Raw genomic sequence first — 15,410 nt, 5'->3', positions numbered from 1 at the left:
AAGTCACTGGCGCAGGACAAACCGCACAAGTTGGGCAAGTCGGGCAAGTCTCGCAAACCTCACAAGTCGGGCAGGTTATTGGCGCAGGACAAACCTCGCAAACTTCACAAGTCGGGCAAGTCGGACAAGTTGGACAAGTTGGACAAGTTGGACAAGCAATACCTGCATTGCAAGCAGCCAATGAGGCATAATGCCCTGGGGTGCTATATACGGTACTTAAAGTACAAACTCCATTTATCGCGTCGTAGGTTGGCAGCGCACAGCTATTCCTGAAATTGCTATAAGTGACTTGATAACCTGCCGGGGGATAGTATGGCCCGCCTAAAATTGCAGTACCTCCATCCCCATCACTGCGTACCTCATACCCTTGAGAAAAATTTGCACCCAAAAGATACGTGTAAGCAGTTAAATAGCTGCCATCGGGTGCTGTGAATGATGCTTGTTGTGTGCCGAGGGGAGCGACATTTTGGACGTAATTAAAAGAAAGGGTACAAACCATTGAAATTATCAATGTCAATTAAATTCAATTAAATTCAATTAAATAGATACTGTAAAGTTCCGCTTTTATGTAAATCCAGCACATCTACTAATGTGTTGAAAGCATTGCTATGACTACAATTGACCCAAATATAAATAATAGCTAAAAAGAGAAATATTCCGATTTTACCTATATGCAAGGTTAAACCGGAATAGAGAAGAGAACACAAATCAGAATGAAAAATAATCGAAACGGTGAAGCGGCTATTTTGACGCAAACAGATTACTCGAAAATTCGCAAACAGATTCGGAGTCGTAAATATAAATTACTCCTAGACATTGCTTGGTACACTGGTGAGCGGTGGGGTGCAATTGTACAACTTCAAATAGAAGATGTATACAACAGCAATGGTACACCGCGTAGCTACATTACTTATCGGGCTGTAACTCGCAAAGCTACCCCTGATGGCAAGAGAAAAACTCGTCAAGTAGCAGTCCACCCAGTCTTGAGTGAAGCATTGCGGTTATATACCCCAGAATCGGATTCTGGTTGGTTGTTTCCCCGGCGGGAGGGAAATGGGCCAATTACTCTGCGCTGGGCGGACATGATTTTACGGACAGCTGTACAAAAAGCTGGTTTGGACTCCAAGGGCATTAGTACTCACTCCACCCGAAGGAGCTTTATCACCAATCTGGCAAAGAACGGTATCGGCTTGGCCACTATCAAAAAAATTACTGGACACTCCGATCTCAAAGTACTTTCACGCTACATCGAAGTCAGTGATGAAGACACTGAAAGGGCGATCGCTACTTTATGAGTAAACCCCTAAAGCAGAAATTTAAAACTCAGTTGGCCCAGCTAGCTGTATTTCCAGACCAACTCCCAAAGGCTCAGTTAGCTTGCAAACTCAGAGAGTTAGCGAGTGAGATTGAGTTTGATTCCCCTGTCCCTGAATCCAAGTTGTTCCGCAAAATTCAGAAATTTTATGCAGACTTTTATGAAGGGGAATTTGACAGTGCCTTTGCCACCGCCGCAGCCCTGGAGGAAATCGCAACTTTGGCATGGAAAGAATTTGATGAAAGTTACCAATCAGCCATCAAAATCCCGTGACGAAATACATTGAGTGCGTATAAAGTAAAACTTGTAGATTTACGAGCAATTACTTTTGAGCGATCGCTTTTTCATCAGAAATTTATGGAAACCGTAACAGAAGAAGTCACAGTTCAGGATCTAATCCAAGATTTATATAGTTTTTCTGGCGACGCGCCGATTTCGATCAGAGATGCTAATGGGCGAGTATTTTCAATTGCTGGCTTTGAAGCTGGATCGGATGGGGTGGTTATTGTCATCAACGAGGAATGACCCAGAAGCTTGATTATTGGGTATTGGGGATTGGGTATTAGGAGTTAGGGATTGGGGGATGGGAACTGGGGACTGGGGATGGGGGGATGGGAACTGGGGACTGGGGATGGGGGGATGGGGATGAGGAGTTAGCAATTACGCTGCTGATGGATTAACTTTTGAATCTCCATCGGTGAGTACCCATCTGCAATCCAAACTTCTATATCTGCTTTTTTTTGCTTGGCCAAACGCGATCGCGCTGGCCCCAGGTGACAGCGCTTGATCTTCCTACCCAACATCCAGCAGTAACGGTAGTACCAATATTTATTGGCGCAGCGCTCAACCCAATATTCCTCTACCCAGTGAGTATTGTGTTCGGGAGCAGTTTTTGTAGTATCAATATTTACTTGCTCCCGAACACGAGTTTCTACAGTGTTTTCGGTGGCAACCTTCGTTACTTGCTCCCGAACAAGTATTTCCCACTCACGCCAGGCTTGGTGATATTCGTCTAAGTTTTGGTAATCGTCTGGGTCTGGTGGTTCCTGACTGTCATCATAAAAAATTGACAGTTGACCGCTGTCGTCTAATTTATGGGGCACTTCCCCAAAGTCGGCCGGATTCCAGCTCGCGCTATCCGTTTGTTCGGGGGCAACTACTTCATCCCAGTAAGGATCATGAATGGTAGCTCTCTTTTCATCTGGTGCGTAGCTTGCCGCCGTAGGCATCGCAAATAGTGCTAATTGCCCAGGCACATCAGAGTTATGTTTCATAATGTTTTTGAAAGTAAGAATAATGACGGCCGTCACAGCGGCCATTTTTTATGCTTATGAATCAACCAGAGGGGAATAATTCATCCCATTCTGTAGAGTTCCCAAACATTTGAAGTAAAAGATTGTAATTACGCGGGAACTCCCACCAACGCTCACGTAAACATCGCCGTATAAAACCTTCTGGATTAAGAATTTTATCTAAACCACCACGGAGATTAAACATTAAAATTCCTAACTTAATCTCATTAGTTGGACGCTCAAGAACCTCTTTTTCAGAAGAGTCATAATGTATACCCGCTTCTGCCAGAGTCTCTAAGTTGATATCAGAATTAGAATGCTGCTGCTGTAGATCAACCGTCACGGCAGATATATCATTTGAGGGGTCTGAATCGTCACTAAAATTATGGTTTTGGAAGTTTTTTTCTGTGCGTTTTCTCGGTGGCTTCAACCATGACAGGGGTCGCACAAGCAACTTAAATATCTTCCACGAATACTGTTTAACAATCTGGATAACTCTGCATTCTACTAGCTGATTAAAAATCTGTTTGAGGTAATTATGTGAGTATCCTTTACCTCTTGCTTTAGCTACTGTGGCGTTGAATTCTGATAAATCTGGCTCTACTTCTTCTGCGATACCGCCTTGCATCATTAGCCACTGCCAGAGTGATTTCGCCGCCGGGCTGATATGATGTTTGTAACAGAATACTGTGTGTTCTTCAGTCCAAGGAAGTGATTTTTTTGGTGCGTTTTGTGTCATAATTACTATTAGTTAATTCTCAGAGAGCCATCTTGATCGCTAAATCTACAGGTGGCTTTTTGGTTTTCTAAAGACACGATTACTTACGTCGCTGTTTTAAGGTCTTGCAAGTTTTCTTAAGTTCGTCCAGCATTTGTGGGTTATCTGCGAAAGCAGATGGTAAATGATGCAGAATTATTGCTCCCACCATAATCGCTTCCGAGTGCTTGAGATCAGGGTCAACTTTTTGCACATACTGAATAAAATCTGATAATTCCTTGCCGCAAATCTCACTGGCATGGATTACTTTTGCGTTTATCGACTGATTCATGTCTTTGGTTATTAGTTATTAGTCATTGGTCATTTGCGATCGCACTGTATGAAGCCGAGGTGCGATCGCAATAAAACCGTCTTACCTTTGCAGGCAGGACGGTTTTATTCAGGTTCTTCATTAGATTGAGTAGCTAGGTCGTAAATCTCCTGTTTAACAAGTTGCATCTCTTGTTGGAATGAGCTTACGAACTCCTTATTTTCGTCTAGCCGCGCCTCAAGACGTTGACGGTGAGAGCCAACGTATGAATTAAAAGCCTTCTCTAGCAACTCCAGGCGCTTTAAGATTTTCCCAAGAGAATGATTTCCCGGTTGGAGGAAGACATTTGACCCAGTGGTATCTCTCCTCTTCCTATCTTCGCTACTAATTCCGATCTGCTCAGTCCCATCGACTTGGCCTTTGCTAGAAACAAGTCCCAATCCTTCTCGCTCAGGTTTAGGGACACGTTTTTTGCGTCCTCCGCTAACTTCCTTGGTCTCGCCATTCTTTTCTATGTTCACAACGGTAAACCTATTTTACATACCTCAAATTGAATTTCATACCGGAAACTCTTGACTATTGGTTTTCGGTATGTTTAATATATCATTAGTTTCCGGTATGAAAAACTTTTTTCTACCAAGACTCCCTCCCCCACGCCTAACCCTTTGCGTGTTCACCGGAGCAAGCACCCGCGCCACCTTGCGCGGAAACACCCTGCCAATCACCAAGAACTGAGCGCTGTAACGAGTTTGCAGCGCGGTGATTTCTTCTGCTCTATATCTGCACACTTATAAACGCAATAACCAAAATGACTGTCAAAGAACTAATCGAGAAGCTGCAAGCGTTTCCACAAGACGCTGAAATAGCTGTAGACGAGGAAATGGATACTAGATCGACTATCAAATCTGTGCGGTTCACGGGCAAGTTCGTGATCATCGACATAGAAGGAGCCAGCTTTATCTAATGACAAAACCCATCGGTCACTTTACCAGTGACACAATAAATGACGGTTCCCTCTTAGATTCCCTCCAAGAGGAATACGGCAGTACGTTTGAACTAATAACTCGCCGCGAGAAGCTGTATCTAATTCAGGCTCTTGCTATTCAACTTTGCGACCAATCGCCTGGACAATGCCGGGAGGAAATCTACGTAGTCGGTCATCAAATTAACAGTTCCTTGCCATTGAGCGATCGGGAAGGTTTGCTGGAAGCGCTGATTAACCAAGTCCGATTGGGTAATTCACTTCCCGCAGAAGAAATAAAATCCCAAAAAATCCCAAAAAATTCCAGGGGGCTGATTTTTGGGGGGTCTTGACTGATCAGCCCAGGTTTTGCCTTTTAGCTATTCACAATTGCGATTAGGAGATATTTCTGATGAGTTCTTACCAGGATAATATACGTCCGTGGGCTGTTTTTCAGTGGCTACCAAGCGGTTCTAATGATTGCGTTGCCCGCTTCAAGAAGCGCTCTGATGCAGATGCTTATATGAGCATTCTTCGTCGGGGAGACGGGGTATTTGAAGTCGCTTTTGATGGTGAAAGTGCGACACCGACAACAGGTAAACAAGGTGACGCAATTCAAGCAAGAAATTGAGCAATTGCGTGAAATTCGACGAAAAATTGTATCCGTTATTTCATCGGATACAAGCATGGATTACAAGGCAAAGAATAAGGTACTTTCTGGCTCTTATTTCGCTCTCAAAACGTTAGAGAAAATACTTGAAGATTTGGGTAAACGAGATGAAAATCAAGACCATTAGTTGTAAACGCATCCTCAACCTGGGCAGTTATGAATCCAGGCATTTTGACACGACTGCTGATATTTATGAAGGCGAAGATCCAGATGTGGAGTCATCCAAATTAATCGAATTTGTTGAGAGAAAGATCAGGGAGCGAGTAGACCTAGAAATTGAAGCCACTGATCTAAAAGAGCAGATCGCAGACCTCAAATATGAACTGGCACGGCTCGAAGAACAAAAGGCTGCTTTAACTACGGTAGAGCCTGACCCAGGCGATGTCCCTTTTGAGTCCGGGGAAGTATCAAACAGTAGTGACTTCCCCGGTGGTTTCTAGATAATTTTTAGCGATCGCACTCTCAGGTACAAGAATGCGATCGCCTGTTGGACTGGATATACCCCATCAGCCAATCATGCAAATTATATCAGTTCCCACTGTGTTTACTTGTAAGTTACCCACTGCTGGGTGGATAAATTTAGCCCAAATTCGCCAGCTTCAGTTTGAAAAATTACCCAGTCCAATTGCTGTTGTCACTTGGCACAATGGCGACAAACAGGAATTTTTCGGTGATAATGCCACAGCAATTATGGAGAGTTGGCTGGAAGCTTCTAGTGTTAATTACCGCTCAAAAAATCGGAGAAATGTTTCATGAATAATCAAAATGATGACTGCGACTCACTGAATTTTTCACCAGATCCAACGTGGGATTACTACTTGCTTTGGTGTCAACTTCAACGCATTAAAGCCCAAATTGATATGGCTTCGATCGTGATTGGTCAAGTTGAATGCGCGAACACTGCAACGGATAACGAGACGAGAAGATTACTTCTTAAACCATTTGAAGGACTAGAGAATATCCTCGATCAATTCCACCCTGACGGCGATGAGGAGGTTGTCGCCTGATGATGGCTACCTGACACAGTAGCCGAAACTCTGGCATCACTGCCAGAGTCGCGGGTTGTGTCCAAAGCAATCAGCACGTTAATTAGAGAAAGTGCGGCGTTCAGAGTGAAATGCGCCCCTAAAGTGTGGCGTTTCCTCGTTCACGCGCAGCACTTCTTTAATTAATTCCCCCGAATGCGTTTACTCCTGAATCGCGCCCCTCAAGCGTGGGGCGTTAGGGTGATTCGTGCGCTATTAAGTTCGGGTCAATCAAAGGATGCCAGTCCTTGAAAACCACCTTTTAGGTATCGCAGAACCATGACAACAGAATTAACAATTCTTGGAATTGATGTTAGTAAATCGAGCATAACCACTCATATTTTAACACAATATCCCAAGGGAGGATTACAGGGACATTGGAACAAAACTAGAAATAAAGCATCTATTTTATATCCGGCTTTTTACTCCAATCCTGATAGTAAGAAGAAGCAAAAATCAGCGTTTGACTTTGCTAGTTATCTAGCAGAAATCAAGCCAGATTACGCAATTCTTGAGCCAACAGGAAACCACTATTCAAGACTGTGGGCTTCTATCCTCAATAAGTTAGAAATTGAAATCTTGTGGGTCGGTCACGTCGAGTTACGCCGTTATCGCGGAGGTAAAAATCTCCCGAATAAAAGCGACCCAGCCGACGCTTTAGCAATGGCTGCTTACGGACACGATCCAGATCACCGACTGGAGACTGGGGAGTTGAACCTAAGATACTTTCTCATGCACCGACCAGAGCCAATCGACGAACTCCGCGACCTCTGCCAGCAACTCGAACATCTCAACCGGGTACAGTCACCCATTGTCAACTATGCTAGACAGCTTCTCGCTTGGCAATTCCCAGAAGTCGCTCACACCAAGAGCGCATCTGGCAAGGCTGGATTTTTACCGCCCCTTTGGGGATGGTTAGCTAAGAGGCTCGAAATTTCCCCCGCCGGGAAAACCAGAATCGAAAATCGCTATAAAATATCCATTGCCAAAGACTACGGAATTGAGATTGACCCAATCTTAGAACTACACGCTGAATGGATGTGTGACATCTCACTCTACGAGCAGCGCTTAGAAGTAAGAATCACTGAAATGTTGTCTGAGCCAGCGTTTAAGCCTTACATGAGCGTGTTTGATAAGTTCGGTTTTGGGTTACGAGTGCGATCGCGGCTGCTTACCAGAATTTACCCGTTTGAATCATTCTTGGGTGTTAATGGTAAACCAGTCATTGAATATGAAGTTAGGGAAGTGAAGCGAACCGAGCGCGATCGCAAAAACGGAGAAACCACCGTCAGGCGAATAGCTGGTGACACCAAACGAATTAAACGCAACCGCAGCCGCGACACTTTTAAGATGCGTTTGGGGATGGGTACAGTCCTGGAGCAATCCGGTGATGGACTTGTAGAAAAACCTAGTGGCTCATCCCTGTGCCGAATCAGTTTGTGGCAGTACGTCTTAACTGGTGTAGAAACTGGCAGACTGCCAAGCAATGACCTAACCAAGGAATTGATTGAGTACCGTGACTCACTCAAAGCCAACGTCACCGAACAGGGCGAGAAACTGCTAGGAGGTAAACACATTCAAGGAAAGCTGATGAGCAAGGTAGTTAACTTACTGTTTCAGGAATTGTGTAAAATAATTCCAGTACACTGATGCGATTAACCCTTTATTTACATGAAGGGTTTTTTTCAAGCAGAAAGTTTCAATTACCCTGAACGAGGAACTTACTCTTGCTAAACTTTTAACTAAAGGTAACGAAGTTAGCAATCAAGGCACGAGGAAAGATTCAATGAATACTGTTGTGCTGAATCTAGAACCGATTGCTCACTTAACCGATGAGCAATTTTATCAATTGTGTGTTGCCAATAGCGATTTAAGCCTGGAAATGAATGCAGCCGGAGAATTAATTATTATGCCACCAGTAGGAGGAGAAAGCGGAAATCAAGAAGCAGATTTAATTACAGACTTGAATAATTGGAATCGTCAAGCTAAATTAGGCAAAGTTTTTAGTTCTTCAACTATCTTTATACTTCCAAATGGTGCAAAACGTTCCCCTGATGCAGCTTGGGTAAAGTCAGAACGGTGGGAAGCTTTAACACTAGAACAACGAAAAAAATTTCCGCCACTTGTACCCGATTTTGCAATTGAATTGCGTTCCGAGACAGATCGGCTTGCACCTATCCAAGGGAAAATGCAGGAATACATAGAAAATGGTTTGCGTTTGGGTTGGCTAATTAATCCTCAAGATAAGCAAGTGGAAATTTACCGACTTTTGCAAGCTGTAGAAGTTATGCAAATGCCGGCGATTCTCTCTGGAGAAGATATATTACCTGGATTTGAGTTGCAAGTTTAGGTAGATGATAAGCCTCAATCCCAAATTGCAAATCTAAAATCCAAAATTGTTTGACTTCCGCCTTGGGATACTAGTGCAGTTAATTAACGTTTTGTTCTTTTGCCAGAAGTGGTATATTGGCACTTGACCCGACCGAGTATAAACTATGCATAAGCCCACAGGACAGCAAACTCGAGGTGTTGTACTCATTACTACAAGACAGGAAGAGGGAGCAAGGGGAGTGGGCAGATGACCAAAAATACTGTTTTTTCCCGATTTAAAGGTGTACCTCTAAGTTGCATTCTGGTAGCGTTGTTTCTGCTACAAATCCTGCTAGCTGTGGGATTGACTGCGTATTTATCAATCCTTAATGGGCAAAAAGCAGTCAATGAGGTAGCTAGTGAATTACGTCATGAAGTTGGCAATCGAGTCGAGCAGAATTTACAAACTTATTTGTCAACTCCGCGTCAGGTACTACGCGGTAATCAAAATCTGATTAATATAGGGCTGCTAAAGATAGAAAATCTTGCAACCTGGGAGTCATACTTAGTAGAGCAGTTAAAGACTTTTCCCGATGCGTTGGCTTTAACGGTAAGTAATGAACAGCAAGAACACCTAACGGTAGAGAAACTCAACGATCGCCAATTTTTACTTAAAAAAGCCGGAAAGTCAACTGAGTACGACCTTTACACTTACAAAATTGACTCTCAAGGTCAACGTACTCAGCTACCAGAGGTAATTAAAAGCTATGATGGGCGATCGCGTCCTGATTATCAAATAGCTGTTACTGCCAAAAAATTCAGCTTTAGTCAGATTTTTATACCCCCTACTGAACCAAGACTCTTCATTAGTGCATCTCAACCCATCTATAACTCCCAAGGTCAGTTATTTGGAGTCAACAGCACTCTGATTCGTTTATCAGAAATTAGAGATTTGCTCCAAAATATCAAAATTGGCAAGTCTGGGCAAATTTTTATTATCGAGCGTTCGGGGCTATTAGTGGCAAGTTCCACAACGGAAGAACCATTCCGCTTACAAAATGGTAAACCTATTCGGTTGGCAGCTTCTCAGAGTGTGAATTCTTTGACTCAAGCAGCCGCTAAATATTTAACAACTAAATTTAGTAACTTTGAGCAAATTCAAAGTTTACAGCAACTAGATTTTTCTTTGGATGGCAAACGACAATTTTTAGCAGTTAAACCGTTACAGGGCGAATCAAATCTCAACTGGTTGATTGTGGTAGATGTCCCAGAAGCAGATTTTATGGGACAAATTAATCGCAATACTCAAACTACCATTTTTCTCTGTTTAGGAGCATTAGGACTAGCTACGATACTAGGGATTATTACCGCCCGTTGGATAACTCAGCCAATTTTGGATTTCAGCACGGCGACAAAAGATTTAACCGATTTTACCAATGACGAAGACTCAGTGGTGATGGTACAGGGCATTAAAGAAGTAGAAATGCTGGGTGAATCTTTCAATGAGATGGCGCAACAGTTACGCAAAAATTTTACTGCACTGACTATTAAAAATGAAGAGTTAGAACTGCAAGTTAAGCAGCGAACTCAAGAATTACAGCAAGAGATTCAAGAACGTATTAATAGTGAGCGAAGACTGAGACAACACAATCGGGTACTAGCAGAACTGACAAATCACAAAGCGCTTTTTGAAGGAAATCTAGAAACAGCATTCAAAGTCATCACAGAAAAAGCAGCCAATGCCTTAGAAGTAGAGCGAGTAAGTGTGTGGTTATTCAATGATGAGCGTACCAAACTACAATGTATAAGTTTCTATGAACGTAGCAGTCAAAAACATTCGGCAGGTTTAGAACGCAACCTTGCAGATTATTTAATCTACTATAAAGCCCTGGTGGCTTTGAGTACCATTGCCATTACCGACACTCGCACTGATTTACGGGTACAGGAATTATGGAATGAATTACTAGAACCTAAGAATATTGTATCGCTAATTGATACCTCTATTTGGGTTGGGGGTAAAATAGTGGGAACAGTATTGTATGAGCAGATTGACACTCCCCGGACCTGGGAAGTAAGCGAGCAAAATTTTGTTAGCTCAATTGCAGAATTTGTTGCCCTAACTTTAGAAGTATGCGATCGCAAACAGGCAGAATCCACTCTGCGTGAGGCTAAAGAAGCTGCGGAAATGGCAAATCGTGCCAAAAGCACCTTTTTAGGAAACATCAATCACGATTTGAGAAATCCCTTAAACTCCATTTTGGGAATCACAGAAGCACTAAAAGATGGAGTGTACGGCCCTGTAAGTGAAGAACAGCAGCAGTCTTTAACTATGCTCGAATCTAGCGGTAAGAACTTACTAGAATTGATTAACCAAATCCTTGACTTTACCGATACCGAATCTAGCAAAATAGAACTGCAACTAGCTGCTACTTCAATTCAGGGATTATGTGATTACAGCTTAAGTTTTGTCAAACATCTAGCATTCCAGAAAAATATTCGGTTGAGGGCACAAGTACCTGAAGAACTCGAACCCATCCAAGTCGATGAACGTCGCATTCGCCAAGTATTTATTAACTTGTTGACTAACGCCATCAAGTTTACTAAAGAAGGAGGCGAAGTTTGGATAGAAATCCAACCAACTTCTACCAATGAATATATCTTTTTCAGCGTGGTAGATACGGGTATTGGGATGCTTTCGGATGACCTTTTTAAATTATTTCAACCTTTTGTGCAGGTTGAAAATGCCTCTACTCGTCGTTCTACGGGCACTGGTTTAGGATTAGTGATGGTGCAAAAAATTGTCGAGTTGCATGGTGGAACTGTTCATGCCGAAAGTCAGCTAGGCAAAGGTAGCCGATTTACGGTGAAGCTTCCTTGGAAAAAGGCGGGGAAATGGGAAGTCTAAGCTATATGACGATAAGTTGCCAACGGTAATCCAGTGCGCTGCTTCACATTAATCAATGATTTATACTCACCTTGTTGTTGCCTTTCTGCTACAATTTATTCTGCGATCGCTCCATCCAGTATTATGTTTGAGTAAATGTTTTAGTTTATGTATAAATTATACAAATTCTCGTAAAACATTCAAAAGTGGTAGATAAAATTGAACTTATTTACCTAGCAAGGTACAAGAAGTATTTGAGGCTTTCTGTTTTAATTATATGTGAGGTAACTAATCAGAAAATTTGCGAAGTTCGAGAGTTAAATCCAGAAATCTGCCTACAGGTTGAAGAAATTCACGGGCCCCTTCATTGGCGCAGTGTGATTGTGAATGGTCGAGCCTCACGCCTCACCGAGCATTCAGAAATCGATCACGCAATGCACTTGATCAAAGAGCGCAATACAACGCTGTCACCTGCGATCAATCGAACTTGGATTGATGCTGACGGACGTTCAGAAGCGATCGCAATCTACCGCATCCACGAGAGTGAAATAAGTGGACGAACCACTGATGGAGTTAGCAGTCAGTGAAAATAGCTATTGGCAATGTCTCACGTTTGGCAGTCAGCCGATGGCAAGCAGTATGAAATTGCAGCGAAAGGGGCACCAGAAGCGATCGCGGATCTCTGTCATTTCACACCCCAACAGCAGAAAATTATGGCAATCGCTGTCTCAACAATCACTCCATCCTGCATCTGAATCACCCGCTTTGTCTGATTACTGATCATCGCATCATGGGTAACAATCGCGATCGCGGTATCCTGTTGATTTAATTGTGGAATATTCTGTCAGCTAAAATCCAGAAAGTGTATCCTTGTAGTAAAAGATTGACATCAAAAAATCTGTGCCACGTGAGCGATGGGGTGAATTTTTTGATCAGTTTTCAAGTGGTAATCGTGGACGATATATTTCAATCGAAATCATCGATTCAGACCTTGATAATGCAGAACTGATTCAGAATGCACCTTTGATGGCAATGGTTTACGATCGCCCCGGAAAAGGAGATGATTTGGTGATTGAAGTAGGTCGAGATGAAGTGACTTACGCTCACACAATCGATTCACCAACTGAAGTTTTAACGGGACAGAACTCAAACGGTGTAATGATAGCGGTTCGGATTAGTGACGCTGCCGGGACAAAAACGTTGATCCAGCTACAAGCTGGTTGATGTGAATGAAATGATCATCCGTCCAACACGTCAAGAACTTTAGATTTAGGTTCATAAAAGACATCTCCAGAAATTAAATATGCGTTATCCAGAGTCCTTGTAGAGACGTAGCAGTGCTACGTCTCTACATTCATTTTCACCAGATGTCTAATGAGTATCTCTAGCTAAAGCTACCGATAAACCAGAGACAACACATACATCAAGAATACGAGGCTTGCCATAGATAATTTTTTCAGGCAACCATGCCAGAATAGCAACATAGGTCTGATCGTACTTAAAATGATAATGCCTCAAATTGCTGCCAACAAAGGTACAATGCACGCGGTACATGAAAACATCCTTTCCATTTGCCACCTTTGAGGTTCAACAATACTTCTCCACGCCGATTAAGATAGCCAAACCATTCACCGTATTCTGAATCAGCAAAATTTGACCAGGTGTAATTGTGCATCTTTTGATACCATTCCCAACACACATCACGCCCAGTCAGCCGATAGCCCATTGCTAATGCAACCAATGATTCTAGGTGAACCCACCACAGCTTTTGATCCCATTCCAATTGTTGTGGGGGATGACCATCTGCATCCATAAAGTAATACAAGCCGCCATACTCGTTATCCCAAGCAAAATTCAGGATATTTAGCACCACATCAACGGCTTGGTTAATAGTTTTGGTGTCGTTTTGCCGACGGGCGATATCCATGATAAACCACATAGCTTCAATACCGTGACCTGGATTAATCAGCCGTCCCTCAAAACAATCTATGTGGGAACCGTCAGGGGCAACATTTTCATACATTAGTCCCCGTTCTGAGTCAAGAAAATCGGTCATCACTTCGCGGACGGTTTCAGCTAGGACATTTTCTAAGGTTTGTTTTGGCAGCAACCATTCCATTTCTAGAGTCAGGTTGGCTAAAATCATTGGTACAGCCAATGATTTCATCGGGCGTGTATCGGGATAGGTTTTAGTATATTTGCCTTTGGGGTTATCTTTGCGGCGTAATACGTTGTCATAAGCTTGCATCGCCACATCCTTGGCCCATTCTTCGCCGCCAGCGAGTGCATATTGACTAAATGCCATCGCCGCAAAGCAATCAGAGAAGATATTGTAAGGCTGAATTAATGGTTTCCCTTCACGGGTGAGGGCAAAATACCAATTACCATCACTATCTCTGCCATGTTGGGCGAGAAAATTAGCGCCACTGCTGGCAATTTTTAGCCACTTTTCGCGTTTTTCTAGCTGGTTGTAAAGCATGGAGAAAGTCCATACCTGGCGGTTTTGCAGCCAGATGAATTTGTCTGTATCATAAATTTTACCTTCGCGATCGAGGCAGGTGAAATAGCCGCCTTGCTGCCAATCGACAGAATATTTTTCCCAAAAGGGGAGTACGTCGCCCAGGAGAGCATTTTTGTAAAGTTTAGCGTAGGCGTAGCCCGCCGGAGGCATCGCTTGAAAGTCTTTCTCCATAAATTTCCTCCTTTTTTGTGCTAGAACCAACAGTTTAACAGCTATCATATTTTGGCTCGAACATGGAGCGTAGGCGTAGCCCGTCGTAGACATCGCATCAGTCTCTTACAAGATTTAGTCGGCAACGGCTATACTTCTATCTTGTATCTTGCACAATTCTCAATAAACGTAGGGTAGTTTTTTAGATATGAGGTTGTTATGAGTCAGATTGAACGAGTTGCGATCGTTGGAGGAAACCACGGTAATGAGTTAACAGGAGTACATCTAGTCAAAAAGTTTCAGCAGTATCCTAATTTAATCAATAGATCGAGTTTTGAAACCCTGGCATTACTTGGCAATCTTAAAGCTATTGAAGAAGGCAAACGATACATTGAAAAAGATTTAAATCGTTGCTTCACTAATGAAGGCTTACAAAATCCCCAACTCTCAAGTTATGAAGATACACGGGCAAAAGCAATCCAACAGATATTGCAACCGCAAAATCAGCCCTTTGTAGATATAATTGTTGATTTGCACAGCACAACTTCTAATATGGGGTTAAGTCTGATTTTTTGTGATACGCATCCTTTATTACTTCGGTTAGGCGCTTATTTAAGTTCTATCAATCCTTTGGTGAAAATCTGTATTAATCAGCAATCCAAAGAAAATGGTTTTCTCCGTTCTTTATGCGAACTGGGTTTTGTTATAGAAGTTGGTGCTGTGGCTCAGAATATTTTAAACGCTGAATTGTTTCAGGAAACAGAACAGCTTATTTATGCAGTTTTAGATTATTTTGAAGGGTGCAACCAGGGAAAAATTCCGCAGATTAGCAGCCAGCTTACAATTTATAAATACATTGGAACTATCGATTATCCTAGAAGCGATCGCGGTGAGATTCAAGCCATGATTCACCCCCAGCTTCAGTTTAGGGATTATGAACCTTTGAATCCTGGCGATCCAATGTTTCTGACTTTTGAAGGAAAAGATATTTTCTATGAGGGAACGTCTACTGTTTATCCTATTTTTATTAATGAAGCAGCTTATTATGAGAAAGGAATTGCGATGCATCTAAGTCAAAAGCACCAAGAGGTAGTTTAATTTATTCGCCTTTCTAACCCAATACGCTTGGGTTAGTGTCAAAAAACCTGAAGTTGTGTAGCAGGACTTACGCAACTGGCATAAAGAACGGGCGGAACACAGCCCCGCCACGCTGTAATTTAAGTCAGACCAAACACATATAAACGTCTGGACGTT

The 15,410-nt window shown here is 42.7% G+C and carries 21 protein-coding genes; 16 read left to right on the top strand and 5 right to left on the bottom strand.

Annotated elements, in window-relative coordinates; all coding sequences use genetic code 11:
• The 4 genes from V7K67_RS07390 to V7K67_RS07375 form a co-directional block, all read left to right on the top strand.
• Nucleotides 1-191, top strand: a 191-nt coding sequence (locus V7K67_RS07390; protein WP_335165848.1) for a hypothetical protein, incomplete at its 5' end; no start/stop codon positions are given.
• A 522-nt stretch (nt 192-713) separates the two neighbouring features.
• Entirely contained in the window at nt 714-1,295 is a 582-nt protein-coding gene (locus V7K67_RS07385) for a tyrosine-type recombinase/integrase (RefSeq protein WP_335165846.1), read from the top strand.
• Nucleotides 1,292-1,588 carry a hypothetical protein gene (locus V7K67_RS07380; RefSeq protein WP_335165844.1) on the top strand — a complete coding sequence of 99 codons (297 nt, stop codon included), beginning with the start codon at nt 1,292-1,294 and terminating at the stop codon, nt 1,586-1,588. The genes V7K67_RS07385 and V7K67_RS07380 overlap by 4 nt, the downstream gene beginning before the upstream one ends.
• A gap of 9 nt (nt 1,589-1,597) precedes the next feature.
• The gene (locus V7K67_RS07375) at nt 1,598-1,840 is read left to right on the top strand and encodes a hypothetical protein (protein WP_335165842.1); all 243 of its coding nucleotides are present in this window, start codon (nt 1,598-1,600) and stop codon (nt 1,838-1,840) included.
• A gap of 128 nt (nt 1,841-1,968) precedes the next feature.
• Here V7K67_RS07375 and V7K67_RS07370 read toward each other — a convergent pair whose 3' ends face one another.
• The 4 genes from V7K67_RS07370 to V7K67_RS07355 form a co-directional block, all read right to left on the bottom strand.
• Nucleotides 1,969-2,589 (bottom strand): DUF4102 domain-containing protein, encoded by a 621-nt coding sequence (locus tag V7K67_RS07370; protein WP_335165840.1) that lies wholly within the window; start codon nt 2,587-2,589, stop codon nt 1,969-1,971.
• Between the two features lie 61 nt (nt 2,590-2,650).
• Nucleotides 2,651-3,346, bottom strand: a complete 696-nt coding sequence (locus tag V7K67_RS07365; protein ID WP_335165838.1) for a hypothetical protein — start codon at nt 3,344-3,346, stop codon at nt 2,651-2,653.
• A gap of 79 nt (nt 3,347-3,425) precedes the next feature.
• A complete protein-coding gene (locus tag V7K67_RS07360; RefSeq protein WP_335165836.1) occupies nt 3,426-3,656 on the bottom strand; it encodes a hypothetical protein in 231 nt (76 codons plus the stop codon).
• A gap of 104 nt (nt 3,657-3,760) precedes the next feature.
• The gene (locus V7K67_RS07355; protein ID WP_335165834.1) at nt 3,761-4,156 is read right to left on the bottom strand and encodes a hypothetical protein; all 396 of its coding nucleotides are present in this window, start codon (nt 4,154-4,156) and stop codon (nt 3,761-3,763) included.
• A gap of 442 nt (nt 4,157-4,598) precedes the next feature.
• Here V7K67_RS07355 and V7K67_RS07350 point away from each other — a divergent pair, with 442 nt between their 5' ends.
• The 11 genes from V7K67_RS07350 to V7K67_RS07300 all read left to right on the top strand — a co-directional run bounded on the left by V7K67_RS07350 (nt 4,599) and on the right by V7K67_RS07300 (nt 12,709).
• On the top strand, nt 4,599-4,949 hold the full coding sequence (locus V7K67_RS07350; RefSeq protein WP_335165833.1) for a hypothetical protein: 351 nt from the start codon (nt 4,599-4,601) through the stop codon (nt 4,947-4,949).
• 59 nt (nt 4,950-5,008) lie between these two features.
• Nucleotides 5,009-5,227, top strand: coding sequence for a hypothetical protein (locus tag V7K67_RS07345; RefSeq protein WP_335165831.1), 219 nt, complete (start codon nt 5,009-5,011; stop codon nt 5,225-5,227).
• A gap of 146 nt (nt 5,228-5,373) precedes the next feature.
• Complete coding sequence (locus V7K67_RS07340; RefSeq protein ID WP_335165829.1) at nt 5,374-5,706, top strand: hypothetical protein; 333 nt, start codon at nt 5,374-5,376, stop codon at nt 5,704-5,706.
• A gap of 34 nt (nt 5,707-5,740) precedes the next feature.
• Nucleotides 5,741-6,022 (top strand): hypothetical protein, encoded by a 282-nt coding sequence (locus tag V7K67_RS07335; RefSeq protein ID WP_335165827.1) that lies wholly within the window; start codon nt 5,741-5,743, stop codon nt 6,020-6,022.
• Entirely contained in the window at nt 6,019-6,273 is a 255-nt protein-coding gene (locus V7K67_RS07330; RefSeq protein WP_335165825.1) for a hypothetical protein, read from the top strand. The genes V7K67_RS07335 and V7K67_RS07330 overlap by 4 nt, the downstream gene beginning before the upstream one ends.
• Nucleotides 6,274-6,570: 297 nt before the next feature.
• Entirely contained in the window at nt 6,571-7,941 is a 1,371-nt protein-coding gene (locus V7K67_RS07325) for an IS110 family transposase (protein ID WP_335165823.1), read from the top strand.
• 136 nt (nt 7,942-8,077) lie between these two features.
• Entirely contained in the window at nt 8,078-8,641 is a 564-nt protein-coding gene (locus V7K67_RS07320; protein ID WP_335165821.1) for a Uma2 family endonuclease, read from the top strand.
• 228 nt (nt 8,642-8,869) lie between these two features.
• Nucleotides 8,870-11,506, top strand: a complete 2,637-nt coding sequence (locus V7K67_RS07315) for a sensor histidine kinase (protein ID WP_334729595.1) — start codon at nt 8,870-8,872, stop codon at nt 11,504-11,506.
• A 185-nt stretch (nt 11,507-11,691) separates the two neighbouring features.
• Nucleotides 11,692-12,072, top strand: coding sequence for a pyridoxamine 5'-phosphate oxidase family protein (locus tag V7K67_RS07310; RefSeq protein WP_335165819.1), 381 nt, complete (start codon nt 11,692-11,694; stop codon nt 12,070-12,072).
• A 15-nt stretch (nt 12,073-12,087) separates the two neighbouring features.
• Complete coding sequence (locus V7K67_RS07305; RefSeq protein ID WP_334733059.1) at nt 12,088-12,240, top strand: hypothetical protein; 153 nt, start codon at nt 12,088-12,090, stop codon at nt 12,238-12,240.
• Nucleotides 12,241-12,385: 145 nt separating this feature from the next.
• Complete coding sequence (locus tag V7K67_RS07300; protein ID WP_334733058.1) at nt 12,386-12,709, top strand: DUF5335 family protein; 324 nt, start codon at nt 12,386-12,388, stop codon at nt 12,707-12,709.
• A gap of 274 nt (nt 12,710-12,983) precedes the next feature.
• On the opposite strand, the gene V7K67_RS07295 is transcribed toward V7K67_RS07300, so the two are convergent.
• On the bottom strand, nt 12,984-14,177 hold the full coding sequence (locus V7K67_RS07295) for an AGE family epimerase/isomerase (protein ID WP_335165816.1): 1,194 nt from the start codon (nt 14,175-14,177) through the stop codon (nt 12,984-12,986).
• A 198-nt stretch (nt 14,178-14,375) separates the two neighbouring features.
• On the opposite strand from V7K67_RS07295, the gene V7K67_RS07290 reads away from it, so the two are divergent.
• Entirely contained in the window at nt 14,376-15,254 is an 879-nt protein-coding gene (locus V7K67_RS07290; RefSeq protein ID WP_334733056.1) for an aspartoacylase, read from the top strand.
• Nucleotides 15,255-15,410 lie beyond the last annotated feature (156 nt).

The sequence above is a fragment of the Nostoc sp. genome (genome assembly GCF_036917155.1).
Classification (GTDB): Bacteria; Cyanobacteriota; Cyanobacteriia; order Cyanobacteriales; family Nostocaceae; genus Nostoc.
The sequence above is the reverse complement of the archived record's forward strand: the minus strand, read 5'-3'. Positions and strand labels throughout refer to the sequence as shown.